The sequence below is a fragment of the Lutibacter profundi genome (assembly GCF_001543325.1).
Lineage (GTDB): Bacteria > Bacteroidota > Bacteroidia > Flavobacteriales > Flavobacteriaceae > Lutibacter > Lutibacter profundi.
Map to the genome: position 1 here is coordinate 1,215,952 of NZ_CP013355.1, position 22,835 is coordinate 1,238,786.

Here is a 22,835-nt window from a genome sequence, read left to right on the forward strand (position 1 = left end):
CTGTTATAATTTTACTTCGACTCCACTCAGTAGCCAATTCTATACATTCGTTATTTATTAAATATCTCGACTCCGCTCGATATGACATACTCTTCCACTCAGTTCAGTAAGCATATTCATAATTTTCAATTGTTATTTATTTATTTTCTTCTATAAAATTACGAACTATTTGTTCTCCTAAAGGTGTTAAAATTGACTCAGGATGATATTGTACGGCACTTATATTATATGTTTTATGTTGTAAAGACATAATATCATCAAATTCGTCTACTGCTGTTATTTCTAATTCTGGCGGAAAATCTTTTTTAGATGCTATCCACGAATGATACCTTGCTGCTTCAAATTTAGCGGGAATTCCCTTATAAATTGAAGCATCCTTATTGGTTACTTTCATAGTTGTTGCTACACCGTGAAAAACCGAATCTAAATTTTCTAGCGAACCACCAAATACCTCTGTAATTGCTTGTAACCCCAAACAAACTCCAAAAATTGGTTTTTTACCTGCATAGGTTTTTATAACTTCTTTTAAAATTCCGGCTTCATCAGGAATTCCTGGACCCGGTGATAACATAATTAAATCGTATTTATTAATAGCCTCAACAGCTATTTCGTTGTTTCTATAAACTGTTGGATATTTCCCAGTAATATTTTCAACTAAATGAACTAGATTATAGGTAAATGAATCGTAATTATCTATGATTACTATTTTCATATTTTGTCTTTTTATCTTTTTATTCTTTTTTTGCGTTAGGGATTGAAGCTTTGTTTGAGCTCTTTTTGTTTTTTCAACAAAAAAGCGAGTGCGCAAAGCCCGACCTTCCTTTTCTCTCGATTGAAGTCGAGAGAAAAGGAAGGTAACGCCCTAAATATTTTTTGCCATAAGTAATGCTTTTTTTAAAGCGGCTAACTTATTATTTACTTCTTGTAACTCTCCTTCTTCGCTAGAATTTATAACAATTCCTGCACCTGCCTGATAAAACAAGGTGTTATTTTTACTTACAAACGAGCGAATGGCAATTGCTAAATTTACTGAATTATTGAGTCCAATAAAGCCTACTGCACCGCCGTAAAACCCTCGAGTTTGATTTTCGTAGGTATCAATTAATTCCATTGCTTTGTATTTTGGCGCACCACTTAACGTGCCTGCCGGAAACGTATCTCCCACAATTTCAATGGCATTGCCAATTGGTTTTCCTTCTACAGTTGAAACCAAATGAATAACGTGGCTGAAATACTGAACTTCTTTAAAAACCTCAACCTGTACATTACTGGCATGTTTACTTAAATCGTTACGCGCTAAATCTACCAACATTACGTGTTCTGCATTTTCTTTGGTGTCTTTAGCTAATTTTTCACCCAATAAAATATCTTTAGCCATATCTCCTGTTCTTCTAAAAGTTCCTGCAATTGGGTTGATAATGGCTTTTTCTTTGTTGATTTTAATTTGAGCTTCAGGTGATGAGCCCATTAATTTAAAACTTCCATAATCAAAATAAAACAAATAAGGTGATGGGTTTATAGAACGTAACGCTCTGTACACATTAAATTCATCTCCTGAAAATTTTTGCTGAAACTGACGTGATAATACTAGTTGAAAAACATCGCCTCGTTTACAGTGTTGCTTTGCCTTTGCTACATTATTTTTATAATCTACATCCGTACAATTGGAAGATTCATTTCCTTTTGTCTCAAATTTATACAAGCCATAGGTTCGTGCATTTATCAATGTTTGAATTTCTGCTATTCTTGATATTTCTCCTTCTTCAATATTTTCAATAAGTGTTAATTCATCGTTAAAATGGTTAATTGCAATGATGAATTTAAAAAAACTAAATTGAAAATCTGGTATTTCTGAAGGTGCTTTTTTGGCATTTAATTGAATGGTTTCAAAATACTGAATTGAGTTGTAGGATATATAACCATAAAAACCATTGTACGATTTTATTGATTCTTCACAATCTACTTTTATAGTTTTACGGTATTCTTCAAAAATATTATAAAAATCACGATTTATTTCTTTTGCATCGAGTTCTTTATCTTTATAATTGTATGTAAACGTATTATTATCAGCTTTTAATGTAATAATTGGTTCAATACAAATAAAGGTAAAACTTTCTTCTTTACTATGATAATCAGAACTTTCTAGCAATAAACTATTGGCATATTTATCTCTAATTTTAGAATACATGCCAACTGGTGTAATTGTATCAGATAATTGTTTTTTGGTGATTGTTTTAAATTTAATTTTCTTCATTTTTGTTGAAATAAAAAAGGACTTATCGCGAGATAAGTCCTTTTGTTATATAGTTTAGTATAAATATAATAGTTTGGCTCGCTTATTGTTTAAGAGAGTTCCACCACCAATTCATATTTAAATTATTTGTCTTCATTATTGTTGCAAATGTAAGATAGATTTTTTAATGACCAAAAATAAATTGATGTTTTTTAATTTTATACAATACTTAAAATCTGAATTACAATTATTAATAACACCATTGCAATTGGATAAACCGTTGCATAAGCTACTGCAGGAGCATCCGTATCAACCATATTATCAACAGCTGCTAATCCCGGCGTACTTGTCATACTTCCTGTTAATGTTCCTAGTAATGTAAGTAAATTCATTTTGAAAAAATACTTCGCAAAAATAGTGGTAATAATCATTGGGATTAAGGTAATTAAAGCTCCATATAAAAATAACTCAATACCATAATTTTGGAAAGTAGCTTCAATACTAGAGCCTGCACTTGTACCAACAGCTGCTAAAAAGAAAAGCAATCCAAATTGCCGTAAAATTTGATTAGCAGCACCAGTCATTGTCCACATAATTGGTCCTGTTTTTCCTGTTCTTCCCAAAATAAGTGCCAACAATAAAATTCCACCTGTTAAACCTAAACTAAATGAAAAGTCACCAAAATTTATACTTAATTTACCTACTAAAATTCCTAAAATAATTCCGAATGAAATAGGGAAAAAGTCGGTATTGGAAAGTTGGCTATCATCATCTCCAAAAATACCAGCAACTTTTTTCATATTCTCTTTAGATGAAATTACCATAATTTTATCACCAAATTGTAGTTTTGAAGAAGGACTGGGAGAAATATTAATTCCTGAACGTCTAATTCTTGTAACAGTTGCATGATATTTGTTTAATAAATGCAATTGCCCTAATGTTTTTTTAACTACTTCTTTATTGGTAACTAATACTAGCCTTACATCAAAATTTGAACTTAGTGGAATTGTTTTTTTTGTTTGTGGGCCAATTAGAAGTTTAACACGTTCAATAGCTTCTTCAGTTCCAACTGCTTTAATAATATCACCTTTATTAAAAATGGTATGTGGTTCAGGTACAAGGGTTATATTATCATGTAAAATTCTAGAAATAACAGCTTTTGTCATAAAACGAACATCAATTTCCTCAAAACTTTTACCAATTACATTTTCATTTTCAACTATAAAATGTCGTTGTATAATTTCAGGGTATTCAGTAGCTATTTCTTGTTTATATTTTGTTTCTTCATCACTTATTTTTACGCCTATAAATTTGGGTAAAAGACTTACAAAAATAATAACTCCTATTACTCCAAATGGATAGCCAATACCATAGCCAATAGATGCTAATGATGAGCCTGTTACATCAATAGCAACTGCTAAACCAGGTGTACTTGTTAAAGCTCCACTTAATAAACCAATGCTTAAGTTTTTATCAACACCTCCAACATAGTAAATTAAGAAAGTTATAAATCCAGCACTTATAACAAGAATGCTTGCTAAAGAAGCCAAATCTCTACCATTTTTTTTGAATGATTCAAAAAAACTTGGCCCCGCTTGTATACCAACAGTAAAAATAAACAAAACCAGCCCTATAAATTGAAAGTCTTTTGGAACAACAATTCCATAATGACCAAAAAACAAAGCCACAAATATAACTGCTGATACATCTAAAGAAATTCCTTTAATTTTAATTCTACCTATTATAAAGCCAATTAAAATAATTAAAAATAGCACGAAATAACTGTTATTAAACAAACTCATTTTGATAAATTTTTAACAAAATTACGCACTTATTTAATTCAATGGATTTAATATACCTAAAAATAACGAAAACGTTTCCTTTTAAAACAAAAAGCCGAAGCAAATGTTTCGGCTTTGTTCTATTTTAATAATTTTTATAGAGATTCGTAGATAGCTACATATACATGGAACGATAAAACGCTAATTATCAAACACAAATAAGTCTCTACTGCGCTCAACCTAACAGTAACAAAGAGAGTTACTAAATTAGTAATATAAAATTATCTACTGATCTCAAAATTTGTATTTTAAATTAAAGATCCTAAATATCGTTCAGCATCTAGGGCTGCCATACAACCTGTGCCTGCAGCAGTTACAGCCTGTCGGTATTCTTTATCCTGCACATCTCCCGCAGCAAACACGCCTGGCAAATTAGTTTTTGTAGATTTGCCCTTTGTAATTAAATAGCCTGTTTCATCCATTTCTAACACATCTTTAAATATATCGGTATTTGGCTTGTGACCAATGGCAATAAAAACTCCTGTTACATCAATTACTTCTTTTTCTTTAGTTATGTTATTAATTGCTCTAACACCTGTAACTACATTATCTCCTAAAATTTCGTCAATTTCAGTATTAAATTTAACTTCTAAATTTGGAGTGTTTTTAACTCTTTTTTGCATTGCTTTTGAAGCGCGCATATAGTCTTTACGGACTAAAACTGTAACTTTTTTACAAATATTTGCCAAATAAGTTGCTTCTTCTGCCGCAGTATCACCCGCGCCAACTACAACAACATCTTGACCTTTATAAAAGAAACCATCACAAGTTGCACAAGCTGAAACTCCTCCACCAATTAAACGTTGTTCACTTTCTAAGCCTAAATATTTTGCTGTAGCTCCTGTTGTAATAATTACTGTTTCTGCTTCTATTTGAATTGATTCATCAACTGTTACTTTGTGAATTCCTCCAACTTCATTGCTAAAATCTACTTTTGTAACCATTCCAAAACGAACTTCGGTACCAAAACGTTCAGCTTGATTTTTTAAATCTTCCATCATTGCTGTTCCGTCAGTTCCATTAGGATAACCAGGGAAATTATCAACCTCAGTAGTTGTTGTTAATTGGCCTCCCATTTGCATTCCTGTATACATTACAGGTTTTAAATCGGCTCTAGAAGCATAAATTGCTGCTGTATATCCAGCAGGACCAGAACCAATTATCAAACATTTTATTCTCTCTATAGTATCAGACATATTTTTTTATTTTTATAATGAACAAATTTATAGCAATTTATTATAATTTAACACCTTTGATTATAATTTTTCACAATGATAATATAAGAATTTTTAATATCTTATTTTTCTAATAAATGTCTTTTCATAGCCCTTCCAATAAATCTCATTTTTTCTTTAAAACTAAATCTAGCCAAATTAACTTTTACAACACCTTTGGTCATAAAGGTTTTTTTAGAATAGTCAATCGCCACATCAACAATTACAGGAATATTTTTTGCCGCTTCTTGAAATGCTTTTTGTATTACTTCCTCAATTTTTGCGTCATTTTCCATATTTAAATAAGTAGCGCCACAAGCATCTGCAATTCCTTTAATATTTACATTTCCTATAACTGATGCTACTTTTCGCTTCAAAGGAATTTTTTGAAATTGAGATATTTGACCTAGTTCGCCATCGTGAAAAACAAAATAAACTACCCCTTTTTTGTAAGTTGTTGCTGTTAACGTTTCCATACCTGTCATTAAAAATCCTCCATCTCCCACAATACCAACAACTTTATTTGCTGGATTCATAAATTTCACTCCAATAGCAGCAGGCACACAAAATCCCATACAGTTAAAATCGGTAGGAGATACAAAATGCCTAGATTTATTTATTGGTAATAGTTCGGCAGCTAAATAAGTATGTTTTCCATCATCAACTACAAAATAAGTATCATCATCAGTATATTTTGTCAACGCTTCAAAAAAGAACCCTGGAGAAACCCTATTCTCTAATTTCTTTTCTTTCCACTCATTAAAATATTTTTCTTTTTCTTCTTTAATTGTTTTTGTTAAAGCAGCAGATTTTTTTGATTTTATTGTGGTCATTTTTCCTAACTCTTCTACCAATAATTTTAGTGTTTCTTCAGCATCTCCTTTAATACTTACTTTTGTTTGGTAATTTTTATTGAAGACTTCAGAATTGATATCAATATGAATTAAATTTTCAGGAACTTTCACCCCATAACTACCGGTGCCTATTTCAGAAAACCGAACACCAACAGCTAGCATTGCATCGCAATTTTTAAATGCTTTTTGTGAAGCTGGCACCGAATTTGGTCCAAACCCGAAACCTGTATGATACTTGTTTGAAGCAGGAAACGAAGCTTTCCCTTGCAATGTTGTTGCTACTGGCGCTTCTAATAATTCAGCAATTTTTTCTGTATATTTTACGGCATTGGCAGCTCCCCACCCAACATATATTCCTGGATTTGAAGCTTCAGAAAGTAACTTTGCAGCCTGCTTTATTTGTTGTTTTTCTATAATAGGGTTTTGATAATTTTTTACATAGTTTAGAAGTTCTTTCACTTCACCTTTAAACATTTGAACCTCCATAGGAATTTCAATAAATACAGGCCCAGGCTCACCTGAAATTGCTATTTCATACGCTTTATAAATAGTAGAAATTATATCATTATGTGTTTCAATCTTAAAATAAGCTTTGGTAATTTCTTTGACTAAATTTGCTTGATTTAATTGATGCAATTGGTAATGTCTTCCACTATCCTGACGTGTTCCTCCCGAAAAAATTAACATAGGTATCCCATCTAAAAAAGCCTCACCAATACCACTCATAGCATTTGTTGTTCCAGCAGCAGGAACAATCATTAAAGTTCCAATACTCTTTGAAGTACAAGAAACCCCCAAAGCCATAAAAGAAGCTCCTCCCTCGTGTGTTACCAAAACAGGTTCAATTTGTTTTGAATTATTTAATTCATCATACAACTCTATATTATGAACTCCTGGTACACCAAAAGTATATTTTACGCCTATTTGTTCTAAAGCGTAAACTGCTAAATTTGCTCCTGTTCTTTTCATGTTAGTTAGTTATCTGTTATGTGTTTTGCTGCTTTTTGTGCTGTAAAAATACAAGTTGCTAAAAATGTTCCTTCCAACGCTCTTTTTCCATGAGATCCTCCTCCTCCAAATCCGGCTGCTTCACCAACGGCATACAAATTTTTAAAACTATTGTTTGAATCTTTATTTTTTGAAATTTTTAGCACTTGAGAGTTCAAATTTGTTTGAATTCCTCCTAAACTTTTCCTCGACAAAATAAATTCTCTAATTGCAATTAAAGGATACGATTTTTTCTGATTTAATTTTTGTGGTTTTAAGGTGCGCTTTCTATCACCCTTGTATTCACGCGTATGCATAATTCGCCTTATTTGATCATCATTCCATATATTTTTACCTCTTTCAAAATTAGCATCGTAACTTTCAATAGATTCTCTTAGGGTATCAATATTAATATCATTTTCACCTGTTAATGCATTCATTTTTTTAGCTAACTCCTCTACACTATTTGCAGTAATATAATTAGGCGAATCTTTCTCCAAACTTTTTATTAAATGCTTATTTCCTTTTAATACTGAATACAAAAATGAAATTATCTTTTTGTTTTTAATTCCTTCATTAAATTCTGACCCTGAAACACCTAATTCTTTATAGGCTATTTTTTCATTTAAAATTTGCCAAGAATATTGCTTTTCTTGTTCACATATTTTTGTAACCAAATAACGCGTATCAAATGATGTTACCAATGGCATTGGCCCCATACGTTCTCCTTTATAGTTTAACCATAAAGCAGATTTTGGTGGTACTAAACTCAATCCATGATTTTCTCTTTTGGGATACGGATGTGGTATTCCAGCCGCATAATTCCACATTAAATTTAAGTTGGTAACGTTTCCTCCCATATCACTAACTTTATCGTGAATTAGGCCATCAGAAAATTGGTGAGATCCATTTAAAATGACATTTGGAGGTGTTCTCCATTCTTTATGCCAATGACTCCTCACTTTTTTCATATTTCCATTAATTCCACCGGTAGCAATAACCACATTTTCAGCTTCACAACTAAAAGGTTCATTGTCTTTTTCATCAATACCTTTAATTGAAATAATAGTTTCATTTTCTATTTCAAAATCTGCTGCTTTATGCTGAAAGTAAACTTGTAAATTTTTATTATTTGGATGCTCTTCTATATGTTTAAGCAAAGCCGCTATTAAACCATGTCCTGTACCCCACACCATATGAAAACGAGGAACTGAATTACCAGGTTGAAGCAACCCTCTTTCAACCCAATGAACAACAGGAAAAAATTTAACTTTTTTAGAACTTACCCACTCGTAAATTTTATGTGTAGATTCTAAAAATTCATTCGCCCATTTTTTACCCCAAACTTCATGTTGATCAAATTCAGCAAATGAAAACCAATCTTTTTTAGCTTGTTCTACGCTATCTTTAATTTTTGATAAACGTTGCTGACGTGAATTAATAAAAAACATACCACCAAAAGATTCCTTTGCTAAACCTCCAAAGTTTTTTTCAAAATCACGTTCAATTATAATAACTGTTTTATTCGCATTTATTAGTTCTATTGCAGTAGTAATTCCTGCAATACCTCCTCCAATTATAACTGTATTTGCCTTGTATGTTTTTGGTTCCATAATTTAATTCACACTATTTCTATGAGTTTTTATACTTTCCTTCCACAAATGTAAATTTAATATTAAATATATAAATCCGTACCTTTGTTTATAATTATTGATAATGTTCTTTTTCTCCTAGTTTTAACCATTATTTCCACCTTACAAAATGAACAAAACAAAAACCATAACTTCTTTAGAGGAACTAGATAAAATTTTAAAATCAGAAACTGCCGTTTTATTGTATTTCAATACTATTTCTTGTAACGTTGGAGAATCTTTAGAACCGAAAGTTAAAAATTTAATTGATGTGAATTTTCCCAAAATTAATTTTTATAATATTGATTTAAACTTTTCTCCGAAAATAGCTGCAAAATATAATGCTTTTGTAGAACCTACTATATTAATTTTTTTTGACGGGAAAGAAACCATACGGAAAAGCCGAAATATTAGCATCTATGAATTGCATAAAACTATTGATAGGTTATATCAATTAATTTTCGAATAATTACTTGTAAAATATATTTTTAGTTTTATATTTGCACACCGAAATTATTTAGGGTGTAGCACTATATCAAGTACGGCATAAACTACACTCTGAAAATTAGTATAAAAGCAGTTTTAATATTGTAAAATAATTCAGACTCCTTTTAAAACTCGGGGTGTAGCGTAGCCCGGTTATCGCGCCGCGTTTGGGACGCGGAGGTCGCAGGTTCGAATCCTGCCACCCCGACAATAGTTCTATTATTCCCAGCCTTGTAAATGGTAGAACATCTAAAAATTAAAAGCCGATGTAGCTCAGCTGGCTAGAGCAGCTGATTTGTAATCAGCAGGTCGTGGGTTCGAGTCCCTCCATCGGCTCCAAAATCCTCTTCAAATGAAGAGGATTTTTCATTCTAAAACACTCCTTTAGAATTTTTAAAAAAAATGTAACGTAAAATTCATGTTTTTCCTTCAAACTAAAATAATTCAAATTACTCACAAAAAATAATAAAAATTGTTTTCCTCAATTATATATTCATTAAATTTGTAATAAATATTAATCCATTTTATTTATATGTTAATTATTGGAATCGCCGGAGGAACTGGAAGTGGAAAAACTACTGTAGTGAATCAAATTTTAAATGAGTTACCTGATGATGAAGTTTGTGTTATTTCTCAAGATTCATACTACAACGCCACAACAAATTTATCATACGAAGAACGCACTAAAATTAATTTTGATCACCCAAAAGCTATTGATTTTGATTTGCTTGTTAAACACTTAACTCAATTAAAAAAAGGTGAAATTATTGAACAGCCTGTGTATTCTTTTGTAACGCATAATCGCACTGAAGATACTCATATTACACATCCCAAAAAAGTAATTATTGTTGAAGGTATTTTGATTTTTAACAGCAAGCGATTACGAGATTTATTTGATATAAAAATATTTGTACATGCTGATGCCGACGAACGTTTAATTAGACGAACAAGAAGAGATATTGAAGAGCGCGGACGTGACATAAACGAAGTTTTAAGCCGCTACCAAAACACCTTAAAACCTATGCATCAGCAATTTATAGAGCCAACTAAAAATTATGCTGATATTATTATTCCAAACGACAGATACAATACCGTGGCGGTAGATATCGTTAGAACTGTTATAAGTAATAAGCTTTAATTTATGACTTTTAAGCAATTCAAAAATAAACCAATGGTAAAAATTATCACGAATAAATACGTGATAATTCTTTCAATATTTATTGTTTGGATGGTTTTTTTAGATGAGAATTCAATGCTTAATCACAGAGAGTTTAACAAAGAAATAAACAAGCTTAAAAATGAAAAAAAATATTACAAAACACAAATTAAACAAGATAGAGAACTTATAAATAAGCTTAAAAACAATACCGAATTGGAAAAGTTTGCCAGAGAAGAATATCACATGAAAAAAGAAAATGAAGAAATATACCTTATAGAATATGATACATTAGTTAAAAATTAACTGCGTTCTATTTAAAATTTATTTAAATAAATTAGACTTATGAGTACCTTTATAACTAAAGATTTTGAACCTAGTTCAGCCAAAGCTTGGAAACAAAAAATTCAAGTAGATTTAAAAGGTGCTGATTATAATAATACCCTTTTAACCAAAACCAATGAAGGTATTACTATAAAACCTTTCTATCACTCAGATAACTTTGAAAAATTAAATATTCCAACTCCCAAAAAAGATTTTAAAGTTTGCCAAAAAATACTCATATCAACAGAAGATGAAGCTAATATATTAGCAATTGATGCAATAAACAGAGGCGCTAATGCCTTAAAATTTATTGCTAAGAAACCTTTCAATACTAATAAATTATTTAAAAATTTATTAAATAAAGGTATTGAATTTCACTTTCATTTTCATTATTTATCAAAAGATTTTACAACTAATATTACTAAATTACTCAAAGAAGAAATTGTTTTTTATAACGTAGATATAATTGGTAACATAGCTAGAAATGGTAATTGGTTTACTTCATTAAACAACGACTTTGAAATTGTAGAAAAATTAATCAAAGAGAACACTAAGGAATATGTACTTGGTGTAAATGCTAATCTATACCAAAACGCAGGTGCAAATACTGTTCAACAAATTGCTTATGCTTTAGCCCATGCAAATGAATATTTAAACAAATTTAATGGAGACGTTGCTTCTAAAATTCAATTTAACTTTTCAATAGGTCCAAATTATTTTTTTGAAATTGCCAAGATTAGAGCATTTAGATATCTATACAATTTAATTTCAGAAGAATACAACACTACTGCAATTGCTAAAATTTTTGCTGAACCAAGTTTACGAAACAAAACAATATATGATTATAACGTAAATATGCTACGCACAACAACTGAAAGCATGAGTGCAATTTTAGGAGGTGCAAATACCATTTCTAATGGTTCATACGATGTGTTATTTCATAACTCAAATGAGTTTGGAAACAGAATTGCAAGAAATCAATTACTAATTTTAAAAGAAGAAAGTTATTTTAAAAATGCACATTATTTTGCAACCGATTCATACTATATTGAAACTATCACCAAACAACTAGCTGAAAAAGCATTAATTATTTTTAAAGATATTGAAAAAAGTGGTGGCTTTTTACAACAATTAAAAGAGGGAACAATACAGCGAAAAATAAAAGAAAATGCAGAGAAAGAACAAGCTCAATTTGATTCAGGTGAATTAATTTTAGTAGGAACTAATAAATACCTGAATAATCAGGATAAAATGAAACTCAATCTACAAATAAATACCTTTGTTAAACACAACCCAAAGAAAACACTTATAATTCCTATAATACCAAGGCGTTTATCAGAAAAAATTGAACAAAAAAGGCTAAAAAATGAAGCGTAAAGATTTTTCACAGCTAACCATAAAAAGTCAAAACAAAAAAGATATTTATTTTGACCATGAAAATTACATTGCTGGTATTGCTCCAAATTTGAGAGGTCCATATTCAACAATGTATGTTCGTCGCCCTTGGACTATACGTCAATATGCTGGTTTTTCTACTGCTGAAGAAAGTAATGCTTTTTACAGAAGAAATTTAGACGCAGGACAAAAAGGATTGTCTGTTGCTTTCGATTTGGCTACACATCGCGGTTACGATTCTGATCACGAACGTGTTCAAGGAGATGTTGGCAAAGCAGGTGTTGCCATAGACTCTGTTGAAGATATGAAGGTGCTTTTTGATCAAATTCCATTAGATAAAATGTCGGTTTCTATGACAATGAATGGTGCTGTATTACCAATTTTAGCATTTTATATAGTTGCAGCAAAAGAACAAGGTGTAGAAGAAAAATTATTGACCGGCACTATACAAAATGATATTTTGAAAGAATTTATGGTGCGTAATACATACATATACCCACCTGCGCCTTCAATGAAAATTATTGCGGATATTTTTGCATATACCAGTAAAAATATGCCTAAATTTAATTCTATCTCTATTTCTGGTTACCATATGCAAGAAGCAGGAGCAACACCTGAAATTGAATTAGCATATACTTTAGCCGATGGTTTAGAATATATAAAAACAGGTATTGCTAGCGGTATGGAAATAGATTCTTTTGCTCCACGTCTTTCATTTTTTTGGGCAATAGGAATGGATCATTTTAGTGAAATTGCCAAATTACGTGCAGCACGAATGCTTTGGGCAAAAATTATAAAACAATTCAATCCTAAAAACCCTAAATCGTTGGCTTTGCGTACACATTGTCAAACAAGCGGTTGGAGCTTAACAGAGCAAGATCCTTTTAACAATGTGGCAAGAACAACAATTGAGGCTATGGCCGCAGCTTTAGGTGGTACTCAAAGTTTACATACAAATGCCCTAGATGAAGCCATCGCTTTACCTACTGATTTTTCAGCTAGAATAGCAAGAAATACACAAATTTACATCCAAGAAGAAACCAACATTACAAAAACTGTTGACCCTTGGGCTGGTGCTACTTTTATTGAAAAACGAACAGAAGAAATGGTAAATACCGCATGGAAACTATTACAAGAAGTTGAAGAATTAGGTGGTATGACAAAAGCTATTGAACTTGGTATTCCTAAAATGCGAATTGAAGAAGCCTCTGCAAAAAAACAAGCAAAAATTGATAGCAACCAAGATATTATTGTTGGTGTTAATAAATTTAAACTTAAACAAGAAGATCCTTTGCAAATTTTAGAGGTTGACAATAATGCAGTAAGAAACTCTCAAATTAAACGGCTAAATGAATTAAAAGCAACTAGGAATAAAAAAGAAGTTCATGAAGCATTACTAAATTTAACAGCTTGCGCAAAATCAGGTAAAGAAAATTTATTAAATTTGGCTGTTAAGGCAGCAGAAAAAAGAGCTACTTTAGGAGAAATTTCGGATGCTTTAGAAAAAGTGTTTGGAAGGTATAAAGCAACCATCAAATCAATTTCTGGAGTGTATAGTAAAGAGATTAAAAATGATTCAGCATTTAAGGAAGCAAAACAATTGGCAAATAAATTTGCTGAATTAGAAGGAAGGCGTCCAAGAATTATGATTTCTAAATTAGGACAAGATGGGCATGACCGTGGTGCAAAAGTAGTTTCTACAGGCTACGCTGATTTAGGTTTTGATGTTGATATTGGCCCTTTATTTCAAACACCCAAAGAAGCTGTAAAACAAGCTATTGAAAATGACGTTCATATACTTGGTATATCTTCATTGGCTGCAGGTCATAAAACATTAATTCCACAGGTAATAACAGAGTTAAAAAATTATGGGCGCGAAGATATTTTAGTAATTGTTGGCGGTGTAATACCTGTACAAGATTATCAATTTTTATTTGATGCTGGTGTTGTTGGTATTTATGGTCCAGGAACCAAAATTTCAAAAGCTGCTATTGAAATTTTAAACATACTTATTGACAGTGTAGCAGAATAACTTTAAAACTAAAAAAAAAATGAAAAACTTACTTAAGTTAACAATAATATTAGCAATATCAATCTCAAGTTTTGCACAAAATAAAATTGAACTGAACTTAGGAGATTCTGTTCCAGAATTTTCTGGTTTAAGCGATAATGGAGAAATCTGGAACTCAACCAATAATGCAAAAACTAGTTTTTTAGTGGTTTACTTTTATCCGGCTGCTATGACTGGAGGCTGTACCAAACAAGCTTGTGCTTATAGAGATGAGAAAGCTACTTTTGATAAAATGGGTGTTACCGTTATTGGTGTTAGTGGTGATGAAATAGAAAATTTAAAACACTTTAAAGAATCATACCAATTAAATTTTCCTTTATTATCTGATGCAAAGGGAACAATTGCAAAAATATTTGGTGTACCAACCAAAGCTGGAGGTTCTATTACAAGAGAGTTCAACGGCGAAAATTTTTTGTTAAAAAGAGGTGTTACAGCTTCAAGATGGACTTTTGTTTTAGATAAAAATAAAAAAATTATTTATAAAAATGCTAATGTTAACGCTGCTGAAGATAGTAAAAAAGTAAAAGAGGTTATTAAAAATTACACCAATTATTAAACTGGCTCAGTAACTTTTTGGGAAGTAACTAATGTTCGTCTTAACCACAACATTAATACCACGGCAATAAAACCCAAGCTTCCCATTAAATACCAATTTACAGCAAAGCCAAATCTTGCAATTACCTCCATACCTGTTTTGGCACTAAAAATATGCGCCATAGAAAAGGCCATAGTATATAACGCTAAATAACGCCCCTCTTTTCCTATAGGTGCCCTATTCATTGCAAAATTATTTGTAAATGGAAATGCTAACATTTCTCCTAATGTTATTAGTAACATACTCACTACCAAAACACCTCCCCAGGTAGAAACATCTAAAACCAAAAAACTCAAAGCAAATAGCACTAAACTCCATGTTATAACTTTTAGTTTGTTTAATAATTTTTTTTCTATATAATGAATTAAAGGCATTTCCAATAAAAAAATTAAAAAGCCATTAATTGCCATTATTAATCCTATCTCAACTTCAGTTAAATGGTGAACATTTTTATAATACAATGGCATTGTAGTAAAAAGTTGTAAAAATATAAAGCCCATTAAAAAAACTACTACTAAAAAAATCCAGTACGGTTTATCTTTATATACTGATGTTATTTGAATTTCATTTTCAGAATTTTGATTGTTTTTTTTAGGATGATATTTTTTTGTTTCAAAACCATTCTCATTAATAATATTGCCACAATGCAGGTAATTCCATCTACCCAAAAAAGACCTGAATAATCCAATGTTGCAATTATTATACCTCCTAAGAAAGGTCCAAATGAAAACCCTAAATTTATTGCTAAACGTATTAAAGTTAAAGATCGTGTTTGATTTTCAGGCTTACTATACGCTTTTAAAGAAACAAACATGGCAGGTCTAAATGTATCAGCAATAGCCATTGTAATAAACATACCTATTACAAAACCAACAAAAGTAGTTATAAATTGTAGGCTAATGAACAGAAACCCTGTAGTTAACAAACTCCAAAACATAACCTTGTAAAAACCTATTTTATCTGTTAGTTTTCCTCCTAAATAAGAACCTAACAATGACCCCAAACCAAAACTTGACATAATCCAACCTACTTGAGATAACGATAATTTTAAGTTTTCTGTTAAATACAATGATAAAAAAGGCAATACCATTGTACCGGCTCTATTTATAAATGTAATTAATGCCAACCACCAAACTTCTTTTGATAATCCTTTAAATGAATTTTGGTAATTGCTAACTATTTTTTTTAACATACCGTAAAAGTAGAAAAACCCGACTTAAAAGTTAGGTTAAAATGAATTGATATTATTTATTCTTGAATAATTAGTACATATTAACCCTGTGATTTTTTTAAAAACCCACTTCTTAACATCTTTTTATTGGTGTAATTATTCATAAAATTTCTTTCAACACCTACCAGAATTACAAAAAACCTCCAACTTATAAAATTTTTCTTTAACTCGTAATATTTTGTACTTTTGGTAGCAAAGTTTATCTTTATCTTTATGAAAAAAATATTTTTTGTTTTAGCCGTTGTCTTTTTATTTTTTAATTGCTCACCTAAGAAAGTTTCTTATGAAGACGAAATTAAGCTTTTTCAATACAAACTAAATACTGAATTTGCTGATGCAGAAAAGTCTCCTTTAACAGCAGGAGATTTAAAAACTTTTAAAACCTTAGATTTTTTTGAAATTGATAAAAATTTCAAAGTAGAAGCTGAATTTGAGTTAACCCCTAATACTCCAGTGTTTGAAATGCAAACCAATACAGATCGTTTGCCTTTATATAGAAAATATGGTATTGCTCGCTTCACTTTGAATGGAGAAAAATTTGAGTTAAATATTTATCAAAGTCTAGATTTAATGTCTAATCCAGAGTTTGAAGATTATCTATTTTTACCTTTTAATGATACTACAAATGGCAAAAGCAGTTATGGAGGCGGTAGATATTTAGATTTAGAATTCCCTCCAAAGGAAAGCAAAACTATTGTGATAGATTTTAACAAAGCTTACAACCCATATTGTGCATATAACACGAAATATTCATGTCCTATTCCTCCTTCAGAAAATAATTTACCTATTGATATACCTGTTGGGGTTAAAGCTTACAAAAAAATAAAAAGTCCTGTCTAGAATTGCTAAACAGGACTTAAATAAACCAAATATTAATTACCTTAAGTATTGCTAAAAAATTAATTTTTTAGTGTTAACTAACTACTTATATATAGAATTATGTATAGAAAATATTTTGTGAAATGTATCTCCTTTTTATTTGGCATTAAATAAATCGATTTTAGAAAGAGTATATAACTGCAATTAAGAAAGATGATAATTTATCGGAGGTAAGTCCGTCAGCATTAATGTAAGGCATTTTATCTCCCCTGTCTAATCTTATTTCAGGCTTAATCGTTAAGTTTTCTACCGAATAGCTTCCTGTAAGGGTTAAAGCAGTTACACTTGAATCATCATTTATCATATCTGACATAACTGAAAAATATTCTCCTCTTAGTCCAATTTTGAATTCCTCAGAAACAGCCAATTTCGGGTATAGGGCAGCTCCATAAAATCCATTACCATCATTATCTGCATATGCTGCATTTATTCCTAAGAAGAAAGAATCCAATACATCAAAACCACCTGTATAATCTACTTCAAAACCAAGAACCTCACCATCGTCATAATAGAAATTCAAAAATTGATCTGAATACCCTAATTGAACTCCAACCGAATATGTACCTGTTAAGTTATTATTCGTATCGGTAACATTCATAAACGCAAGCATCAAACTAAAATCATCAGACAAAGAAAAATCTGCTTTTACTCCAACATGTGAGAAAGGGCCGCTAGAAAATAAATATGAAGTACTATAGTTAAAGTTTCCCACAGGGGAAATAACCTCGTACCCTAAATAGGTATTAAATCTACCCATTGTAAGAGTTGTACCTTCAGAAACTTTCCAATAAGCATACAACTGATTCAGATTGAATCCTCCAGTTGCAGATTCACCCCGTGGTCCAAAAGTTATATCAGCAACTACACCAGTCTTCTCACCCTCATAAGTAGTAATGATATTTGCCATTCCTAATGCAAAACCTAATTCGTCTGCAAATGATGTTCCAAAAGATTGTACAGCATTATCCGAGGCACTTAAATTGGTTTGATAATAAGCATCTATTGATCCACTTATGCTAACTTTTTTCCCTTTGATTTCTTCTTGAGCAAAAACTGGTGATACCAAAGAAAGTATTGACAAATAAAATATTTTTTTTAGGTAATTTTTATTTAAAATTGTTTTCATGTTCTTGATTTTTTTTAGTTTTTATTGCTTTTATTTTTTGAAATTTTATCAGCCATCAATGTCGATATGAACGAGAATAAAGATATTCACCTCTATACCGTGTAAATTAATATTCAAAGCTCCAACTTCTTCTTTTTCTTTCTTATCCAATTTAATTTCTTCGGTATAAATAATAATCCTGTTTTTTTAATTGTAATCATACTTTTAACATTTACAGTCTATTAATTTTTCCCAATATTATCCCATTTAAGTGGTTTTTCACTTAGCTTAATTTTTAAAAATAAAATGGAATTAAATGCTTTCTGTAAAAATTTTGAAAGTCTTAAATCGCTTATTTAATGTTGATTTAAACCAAAATCTGGATAAGCGTCCATACCATGTTCATGCATATCCAATCCTTCTTGTTCCTCTATTTTAGAAACTCTAATACCCGTAGTAACTTTTAGAGTTTTAATAATAATATATGAAGAAACTATACAAAAAGCACCAATTGAAATAACTCCAATGAATTGATTTCCTAATTGTTCCCAACCTGCTAACTTCCCAAAAATTCCCACTGCTAAAGTGCCCCAAATTCCACAGATTAAATGGACTGCTATTGCACCTACTGGATCATCTAATTTTAATTTATCAAGTAATCCAACACCAATAACAATTAAAACTCCTGAAATAGCTCCAATAACAATTGCATCTGTAACACTCATAACATCTGCTCCTGCGGTAATACCAACCAAACCACCTAGTATACCATTCAAAAACATTGATAAATCATATTGTTTATATTTAAATAACGACACTAAAAATGCCGATAAACCACCTGTTGCTGCAGCTAAACAAGTTGTAACTAAAACTAATGAAGTAGCAGCTGGATTTGCTGAAAGCACAGACCCTCCATTAAACCCAAACCAACCCAGCCATAAAAGGAATACTCCTGTTGTTGCAAAAGGCATGTTATGTCCAGGAATTACACCAATAGAGCCATCTTTTTTAAATTTCCCTATTCTAGCTCCCAATAACCAAACTGCAATTAAAGCAGCCCAACCGCCAACAGAATGCACTAATGTTGAACCGGCAAAATCGTAAAACCCAAGTTTATCTAACCAACCTGTCCCCCATTTCCAAGAGCCCGTTATTGGATACACAATTCCTACATAAATAATTGTAAAAATCATAAATGCACCTAATTTTATTCTTTCAGCTACAGCGCCAGAAACTATTGTTGCAGCTGTTGCTGCAAACATTCCTTGAAATAAAAAATCTGTCCAGTACGTATAGCCACCATTTGCATACTCAATTGTTAATCCGTTTTCAGGAATTGACAATCCAAATAAGTCCATAAAATAATTTGGTAAAACACCCGCTATAAACGTACCCGGATACATTAAATTAAACCCAACCAATGCGTACAGCACCATCCCAATTGAAATAATAAATACGTTTTTGAATAATATGTTTATCGTGTTTTTTTGTCTTGTTAATCCTATTTCTAATAATGAAAATCCTAAATGCATTAAAAAAACCAATGCTGTGCAAATCATCATCCAAACATTGTTTACCGTAAATAATGTGTTCTCCATAATAAATAAATAAATAAATAAATAAATAATAGTTGTTTTTAATTTAATGAGTTTGCCCCTTTTTCTTTTGTTCTTATTCGATATGCCTCTATAACATCTGACACAAATATTTTTCCATCTCCAACATTTCCAGTGAAGGCCGACTTCAATAAGGCATCTACCGTTCTATCTAAAAATGCTTCAGAAACAACAATAGATAAAAACCTCCGCTGTATATCTGATGTACTATAACTTACCCCTCGATACACATGACCCTGCTTCTCATTTCCAACTCCAGTTACGTCCCAGTAGCTAAAAAAATTAACTTCAATTTGGTGTAAAGCTTCCTTAACTTCACTAAATTTTGATTTTCTAATAATTGCTTCAATTTTTTTCATAATTAAAATGATTTTTTTATTAATTTCTCATCAAAAGTATGAATATATATTTTTACCCCCAATATTTTCAGGGGTATGTATTGTATTTTTGTTATTATTTGTGTTTTAACCCTATTTTTTTAAGGGTATTAAAATTTTAGTAGTGTATTTTTACGATATGTAATTATTTTTTAGGGGGTAAAATAAAAAAATGAAGGCATTACAGTATTTAACCCCATAAAAAAGGGGGTACAAAATAACTTTAACCCATTTATGTTGCATTTAAAATAGATAGGTTAAAAAAATAATATTGAAGAATAAGTTACTTAGAAAAGTTTTGAAAGATACAACCCAACAAACACAGCTGAAAATCCCAAAACTAAAGACAATAATGTGTAAGGTAGAAAACTAAAATAATCTCCATTTTTTATGAGTAAATGATTTTCATAAGCAAAAGTAGAAAAAGTTGTAAATCCTCCACAAAAACCAGTTGCAAGTAATAAAGATTGAGTTTGTGACATATTTGAAGTTTTACTTAAATACCCTAAAATAAAACCAATTAATAAACTTCCCAGCACGTTGGAAAACATGGTTCCATAAGGTATCGCTGTTTCAAGGTTGTTTAACCATCTACTTGTATAATATCTGGCTACACTACCAAAACCTCCCCCTATAAATACCAATAAAGCTTGTTTCATGTTTCTATTAAAATTTTATGGCATCAACATCTACCCAGTTCCATTTACCTGTTACTGTTCCTTTTTGCAATGTTATAATTCCTGGATTTGCCCTTATAATGGTTTTCAAAGTTGTTTCATCACAAAACAACATATCAAAATTGAGATGAAACTTCTCTTTTATGGATAAATAATCATCTCGTAAAGAAGATGATAACATGTAAACTTTATAGCCTTTTTCTATGGCTTTATCTGTTACATTTTTAATTGTAGTAAAACCCTCAATATCGCTTTTATCAAGATTATAAGCTATAACTAACATTACATTATCTGCGCTTAAAATAGCTTCTGTTAAATCTTCTCCATTTTCAGATTCTAGAAAAAAATCATGTACTGGAGGAAGTTCATCTCCAATATATTCCATTCCTTCTGGTATGTTTTTACCAATAGCATAAGGTCTAAAATCAATTATTGGTAAATGCACTAATACGTAATAAATAATATATAGGAATATAAAAAAAGATAAAAAAGATGTCCATTTTACTATAGTTAAACTAAACAAAGGCTTTATTAATTTATATTTAAAAACCAATACTAAAATGAACGCTATTAAAACTATATTTTTATAAAATGTATCCCAAGAGGATAATTTAACAGCGTCTCCAAAGCAGCCACAATCCGTTACCTTATCGTAATAAGCTGAGTACCAAGTTAAAAATAAAAACACCAAAATTATGCCTAACAAACACCAAACTGTAAGTTTAGGCAGGTACCCTAAAAGTAAAAATACACCAAGCATTATTTCTACCAGTATTAAAAAAATAGAAAAAGGCAAGGCATAAGGAATTAAAAACTCTAAATTCAATACGTCTGCTCCAAAATATTCTTGAAATTTATATGCTGAACCTAAAGGATCTATTAATTTAACAAAACCTGAGAAAATAAATGTAATTGCGACTAAAAAACGTAATATTTGGACTGTTATTTTCATAATTAAGTAGTTTCATTTATATGAATTAGCGCAAAAACCGCATAATTTATCATATCCTGATAATTTGCATCAATACCCTCAGATACAATTGTTTTCCCTTTATTATCTTCTATTTGTTTTACACGCAACAATTTTTGTAAAATCAAATCGGTTAAAGAACTCACTCTCATATCTCTCCAAGCCTCACCATAATCATGGTTTTTATCTTCCATTAATTGCTTTGCTATAGCCACATGTTTATCATACAATTCTATGGCCTCTTCTTTAGATAAATCTGGTTGTTCTACCACTCCTTTTTCAAGTTGAATTAAAGCCATGATTGAATAATTAATAATACCAATAAATTCTGAAACTTCTCCTTCATCTACTTTTCTTGTAGAATTTTGTTGCAATTGACGAATACGTTGCGCTTTAATAAAAATCTGATCTGTTAATGATGGCAATCTCAATATACGCCAAGCACTTCCGTAATCTTTTAGCTTATTTATATATAATGAACGACATTTTTCAATAACATCGTTATATTGTTTTGAAGTTTGTTGCATGTAACTTTAATTATTTCCGTAAATTTCGAACAAATTTAAGGAATTAAAAAATCTAATATCTATTTATGAAGAAAATTGCAGTTTTTTGTGGCTCTAGCCTTGGCTTCAATGAAAAATACAAGAACGATGCTATAAAATTAGGAAATTATTTTATTAAACATAATATAGGCTTAGTATATGGTGGTGGAAAAATTGGCATGATGGGCATTTTAGCCGACACTATGCTGAAGGAAAAAGGTGAAGTTATAGGTGTAATTCCGGGGTTATTACGTCATGAAGAAGTAGCTCATTCAGAAATTTCAGAGATGATTGTTACCAAAACAATGAGTAAACGAAAAGTAAAAATTAGCAAATTAGTTGATGGATACATTGCCTTACCTGGTGGTTTTGGTACGTTGGATGAAATTTTTGAGGCTCTAACTTTAAGCCAGCTTGGTATTGAACAAAAACCCGTTGGTATTTTAAATACAAATGGCTTCTTTAACCATTTAATTAAACAATTGGATGTTATGGTAACTGAAGGGTATTTGAAGCAATCTAATAAAGAAATGTTAATTGTAAGCAACTCTGTAGAAGAATTAATTACTAAAATGTACCATTATAAAGCTCCTGAAATAACCAAAGTAATTCACAAAGTGGTTCGTTCATAAAACGAGTATCACAAAC

Annotated in this window: 22 protein-coding genes and 2 tRNA genes; 10 read left to right on the top strand and 14 right to left on the bottom strand. The window is 30.7% G+C overall.

Annotated elements, in window-relative coordinates:
- Window positions 1-136: 136 nt before the first annotated feature.
- The 6 genes from Lupro_RS05440 to Lupro_RS05465 form a co-directional block, all read right to left on the bottom strand.
- Window positions 137-712, bottom strand: coding sequence for an anthranilate synthase component II (locus Lupro_RS05440; RefSeq protein WP_068211466.1), 576 nt, complete (start codon window positions 710-712; stop codon window positions 137-139).
- A 150-nt stretch (window positions 713-862) separates the two neighbouring features.
- Complete coding sequence (locus Lupro_RS05445) at window positions 863-2,254, bottom strand: anthranilate synthase component I family protein (protein ID WP_068207019.1); 1,392 nt, start codon at window positions 2,252-2,254, stop codon at window positions 863-865.
- A 197-nt stretch (window positions 2,255-2,451) separates the two neighbouring features.
- Window positions 2,452-4,035 (bottom strand): aspartate:alanine exchanger family transporter, encoded by a 1,584-nt coding sequence (locus tag Lupro_RS05450; protein ID WP_068207021.1) that lies wholly within the window; start codon window positions 4,033-4,035, stop codon window positions 2,452-2,454.
- 287 nt (window positions 4,036-4,322) lie between these two features.
- Window positions 4,323-5,270: a thioredoxin-disulfide reductase gene (gene trxB / locus Lupro_RS05455; RefSeq protein WP_068207024.1), complete on the bottom strand. Its 948-nt coding sequence runs from the start codon at window positions 5,268-5,270 to the stop codon at window positions 4,323-4,325.
- A 101-nt stretch (window positions 5,271-5,371) separates the two neighbouring features.
- The gene (locus tag Lupro_RS05460; protein WP_068207026.1) at window positions 5,372-7,111 is read right to left on the bottom strand and encodes a thiamine pyrophosphate-binding protein; all 1,740 of its coding nucleotides are present in this window, start codon (window positions 7,109-7,111) and stop codon (window positions 5,372-5,374) included.
- A 5-nt stretch (window positions 7,112-7,116) separates the two neighbouring features.
- Complete coding sequence (locus Lupro_RS05465; RefSeq protein WP_068207028.1) at window positions 7,117-8,742, bottom strand: FAD-dependent oxidoreductase; 1,626 nt, start codon at window positions 8,740-8,742, stop codon at window positions 7,117-7,119.
- A gap of 148 nt (window positions 8,743-8,890) precedes the next feature.
- Between Lupro_RS05465 and Lupro_RS05470 the strand changes: the two genes are divergently transcribed.
- From Lupro_RS05470 to Lupro_RS05505, 8 genes are all read left to right on the top strand, one after another.
- Entirely contained in the window at window positions 8,891-9,229 is a 339-nt protein-coding gene (locus tag Lupro_RS05470) for a thioredoxin family protein (RefSeq protein ID WP_068207031.1), read from the top strand.
- A gap of 150 nt (window positions 9,230-9,379) precedes the next feature.
- Window positions 9,380-9,454: transfer RNA gene (locus Lupro_RS05475), tRNA-Pro, on the top strand.
- A 54-nt stretch (window positions 9,455-9,508) separates the two neighbouring features.
- Window positions 9,509-9,585 (top strand) — tRNA-Thr (locus Lupro_RS05480).
- 193 nt (window positions 9,586-9,778) lie between these two features.
- Window positions 9,779-10,384, top strand: a complete 606-nt coding sequence (udk, locus tag Lupro_RS05485; protein ID WP_068207035.1) for a uridine kinase — start codon at window positions 9,779-9,781, stop codon at window positions 10,382-10,384.
- A gap of 33 nt (window positions 10,385-10,417) precedes the next feature.
- Entirely contained in the window at window positions 10,418-10,708 is a 291-nt protein-coding gene (locus tag Lupro_RS05490; protein WP_227807485.1) for an FtsB family cell division protein, read from the top strand.
- Between the two features lie 39 nt (window positions 10,709-10,747).
- Window positions 10,748-12,103 carry a methylmalonyl-CoA mutase subunit beta gene (locus Lupro_RS05495; protein WP_068207040.1) on the top strand — a complete coding sequence of 452 codons (1,356 nt, stop codon included), beginning with the start codon at window positions 10,748-10,750 and terminating at the stop codon, window positions 12,101-12,103.
- Window positions 12,093-14,153: a methylmalonyl-CoA mutase gene (gene scpA / locus Lupro_RS05500; RefSeq protein ID WP_068207043.1), complete on the top strand. Its 2,061-nt coding sequence runs from the start codon at window positions 12,093-12,095 to the stop codon at window positions 14,151-14,153. Before Lupro_RS05495 ends, scpA begins: the two co-directional genes overlap by 11 nt.
- 19 nt (window positions 14,154-14,172) lie before the next feature.
- Window positions 14,173-14,748, top strand: a complete 576-nt coding sequence (locus Lupro_RS05505) for a peroxiredoxin (RefSeq protein WP_068207045.1) — start codon at window positions 14,173-14,175, stop codon at window positions 14,746-14,748.
- On the opposite strand, the gene Lupro_RS13795 is transcribed toward Lupro_RS05505, so the two are convergent.
- Together Lupro_RS13795 and Lupro_RS13800 are read right to left on the bottom strand one after the other, a co-directional pair.
- Window positions 14,745-15,455, bottom strand: a complete 711-nt coding sequence (locus tag Lupro_RS13795) for an MFS transporter (RefSeq protein WP_250635751.1) — start codon at window positions 15,453-15,455, stop codon at window positions 14,745-14,747. The two genes, Lupro_RS05505 and Lupro_RS13795, sit on opposite strands and share 4 nt — an antisense overlap.
- Window positions 15,341-15,979 carry an MFS transporter gene (locus Lupro_RS13800; protein ID WP_250635752.1) on the bottom strand — a complete coding sequence of 213 codons (639 nt, stop codon included), beginning with the start codon at window positions 15,977-15,979 and terminating at the stop codon, window positions 15,341-15,343. The genes Lupro_RS13795 and Lupro_RS13800 overlap by 115 nt, the downstream gene beginning before the upstream one ends.
- Before the next feature lie 252 nt (window positions 15,980-16,231).
- Between Lupro_RS13800 and Lupro_RS05515 the strand changes: the two genes are divergently transcribed.
- The gene (locus Lupro_RS05515; protein ID WP_068207048.1) at window positions 16,232-16,858 is read left to right on the top strand and encodes a DUF1684 domain-containing protein; all 627 of its coding nucleotides are present in this window, start codon (window positions 16,232-16,234) and stop codon (window positions 16,856-16,858) included.
- A gap of 160 nt (window positions 16,859-17,018) precedes the next feature.
- On the opposite strand, the gene Lupro_RS05520 is transcribed toward Lupro_RS05515, so the two are convergent.
- The 6 genes from Lupro_RS05520 to Lupro_RS05545 form a co-directional block, all read right to left on the bottom strand.
- Window positions 17,019-18,023, bottom strand: a complete 1,005-nt coding sequence (locus Lupro_RS05520) for an outer membrane beta-barrel protein (RefSeq protein ID WP_068207051.1) — start codon at window positions 18,021-18,023, stop codon at window positions 17,019-17,021.
- Window positions 18,024-18,358: 335 nt separating this feature from the next.
- Window positions 18,359-19,600, bottom strand: a complete 1,242-nt coding sequence (locus Lupro_RS05525; RefSeq protein ID WP_068207055.1) for an ammonium transporter — start codon at window positions 19,598-19,600, stop codon at window positions 18,359-18,361.
- A 38-nt stretch (window positions 19,601-19,638) separates the two neighbouring features.
- Window positions 19,639-19,977: a P-II family nitrogen regulator gene (locus Lupro_RS05530; RefSeq protein WP_068207058.1), complete on the bottom strand. Its 339-nt coding sequence runs from the start codon at window positions 19,975-19,977 to the stop codon at window positions 19,639-19,641.
- A gap of 305 nt (window positions 19,978-20,282) precedes the next feature.
- Window positions 20,283-20,654, bottom strand: coding sequence for a fluoride efflux transporter CrcB (gene crcB / locus Lupro_RS05535; RefSeq protein ID WP_068207062.1), 372 nt, complete (start codon window positions 20,652-20,654; stop codon window positions 20,283-20,285).
- Between the two features lie 7 nt (window positions 20,655-20,661).
- Window positions 20,662-21,624: a DoxX family protein gene (locus Lupro_RS05540; protein WP_068207065.1), complete on the bottom strand. Its 963-nt coding sequence runs from the start codon at window positions 21,622-21,624 to the stop codon at window positions 20,662-20,664.
- Window positions 21,625-21,626: 2 nt separating this feature from the next.
- Window positions 21,627-22,169: a DUF1599 domain-containing protein gene (locus Lupro_RS05545; RefSeq protein ID WP_068207069.1), complete on the bottom strand. Its 543-nt coding sequence runs from the start codon at window positions 22,167-22,169 to the stop codon at window positions 21,627-21,629.
- Between the two features lie 65 nt (window positions 22,170-22,234).
- On the opposite strand from Lupro_RS05545, the gene Lupro_RS05550 reads away from it, so the two are divergent.
- The gene (locus tag Lupro_RS05550; protein ID WP_068207071.1) at window positions 22,235-22,819 is read left to right on the top strand and encodes an LOG family protein; all 585 of its coding nucleotides are present in this window, start codon (window positions 22,235-22,237) and stop codon (window positions 22,817-22,819) included.
- The last annotated feature ends 16 nt before the right edge of the window (window positions 22,820-22,835 follow it).

Excerpts from the sequence above, each read along its gene's own strand:
- Lupro_RS05440 (WP_068211466.1), bottom strand. The coding sequence starts at position 712 with ATGAAAATAGTAATCATAGATAATTACGATTCATTTACCTATAATCTA.
- Lupro_RS05445 (WP_068207019.1), bottom strand. The coding sequence starts at position 2,254 with ATGAAGAAAATTAAATTTAAAACAATCACCAAAAAACAATTATCTGAT.
- Lupro_RS05450 (WP_068207021.1), bottom strand. The coding sequence starts at position 4,035 with ATGAGTTTGTTTAATAACAGTTATTTCGTGCTATTTTTAATTATTTTA.
- trxB (WP_068207024.1), bottom strand. The coding sequence starts at position 5,270 with ATGTCTGATACTATAGAGAGAATAAAATGTTTGATAATTGGTTCTGGT.
- Lupro_RS05460 (WP_068207026.1), bottom strand. The coding sequence starts at position 7,111 with ATGAAAAGAACAGGAGCAAATTTAGCAGTTTACGCTTTAGAACAAATA.
- Lupro_RS05465 (WP_068207028.1), bottom strand. The coding sequence starts at position 8,742 with ATGGAACCAAAAACATACAAGGCAAATACAGTTATAATTGGAGGAGGT.
- Lupro_RS05470 (WP_068207031.1), top strand. The coding sequence starts at position 8,891 with ATGAACAAAACAAAAACCATAACTTCTTTAGAGGAACTAGATAAAATT.
- udk (WP_068207035.1), top strand. The coding sequence starts at position 9,779 with ATGTTAATTATTGGAATCGCCGGAGGAACTGGAAGTGGAAAAACTACT.
- Lupro_RS05490 (WP_227807485.1), top strand. The coding sequence starts at position 10,418 with ATGGTAAAAATTATCACGAATAAATACGTGATAATTCTTTCAATATTT.
- Lupro_RS05495 (WP_068207040.1), top strand. The coding sequence starts at position 10,748 with ATGAGTACCTTTATAACTAAAGATTTTGAACCTAGTTCAGCCAAAGCT.
- scpA (WP_068207043.1), top strand. The coding sequence starts at position 12,093 with ATGAAGCGTAAAGATTTTTCACAGCTAACCATAAAAAGTCAAAACAAA.
- Lupro_RS05505 (WP_068207045.1), top strand. The coding sequence starts at position 14,173 with ATGAAAAACTTACTTAAGTTAACAATAATATTAGCAATATCAATCTCA.
- Lupro_RS13800 (WP_250635752.1), bottom strand. The coding sequence starts at position 15,979 with ATGTTAAAAAAAATAGTTAGCAATTACCAAAATTCATTTAAAGGATTA.
- Lupro_RS05515 (WP_068207048.1), top strand. The coding sequence starts at position 16,232 with ATGAAAAAAATATTTTTTGTTTTAGCCGTTGTCTTTTTATTTTTTAAT.
- Lupro_RS05520 (WP_068207051.1), bottom strand. The coding sequence starts at position 18,023 with ATGAAAACAATTTTAAATAAAAATTACCTAAAAAAAATATTTTATTTG.
- Lupro_RS05525 (WP_068207055.1), bottom strand. The coding sequence starts at position 19,600 with ATGGAGAACACATTATTTACGGTAAACAATGTTTGGATGATGATTTGC.
- Lupro_RS05530 (WP_068207058.1), bottom strand. The coding sequence starts at position 19,977 with ATGAAAAAAATTGAAGCAATTATTAGAAAATCAAAATTTAGTGAAGTT.
- crcB (WP_068207062.1), bottom strand. The coding sequence starts at position 20,654 with ATGAAACAAGCTTTATTGGTATTTATAGGGGGAGGTTTTGGTAGTGTA.
- Lupro_RS05540 (WP_068207065.1), bottom strand. The coding sequence starts at position 21,624 with ATGAAAATAACAGTCCAAATATTACGTTTTTTAGTCGCAATTACATTT.
- Lupro_RS05545 (WP_068207069.1), bottom strand. The coding sequence starts at position 22,169 with ATGCAACAAACTTCAAAACAATATAACGATGTTATTGAAAAATGTCGT.
- Lupro_RS05550 (WP_068207071.1), top strand. The coding sequence starts at position 22,235 with ATGAAGAAAATTGCAGTTTTTTGTGGCTCTAGCCTTGGCTTCAATGAA.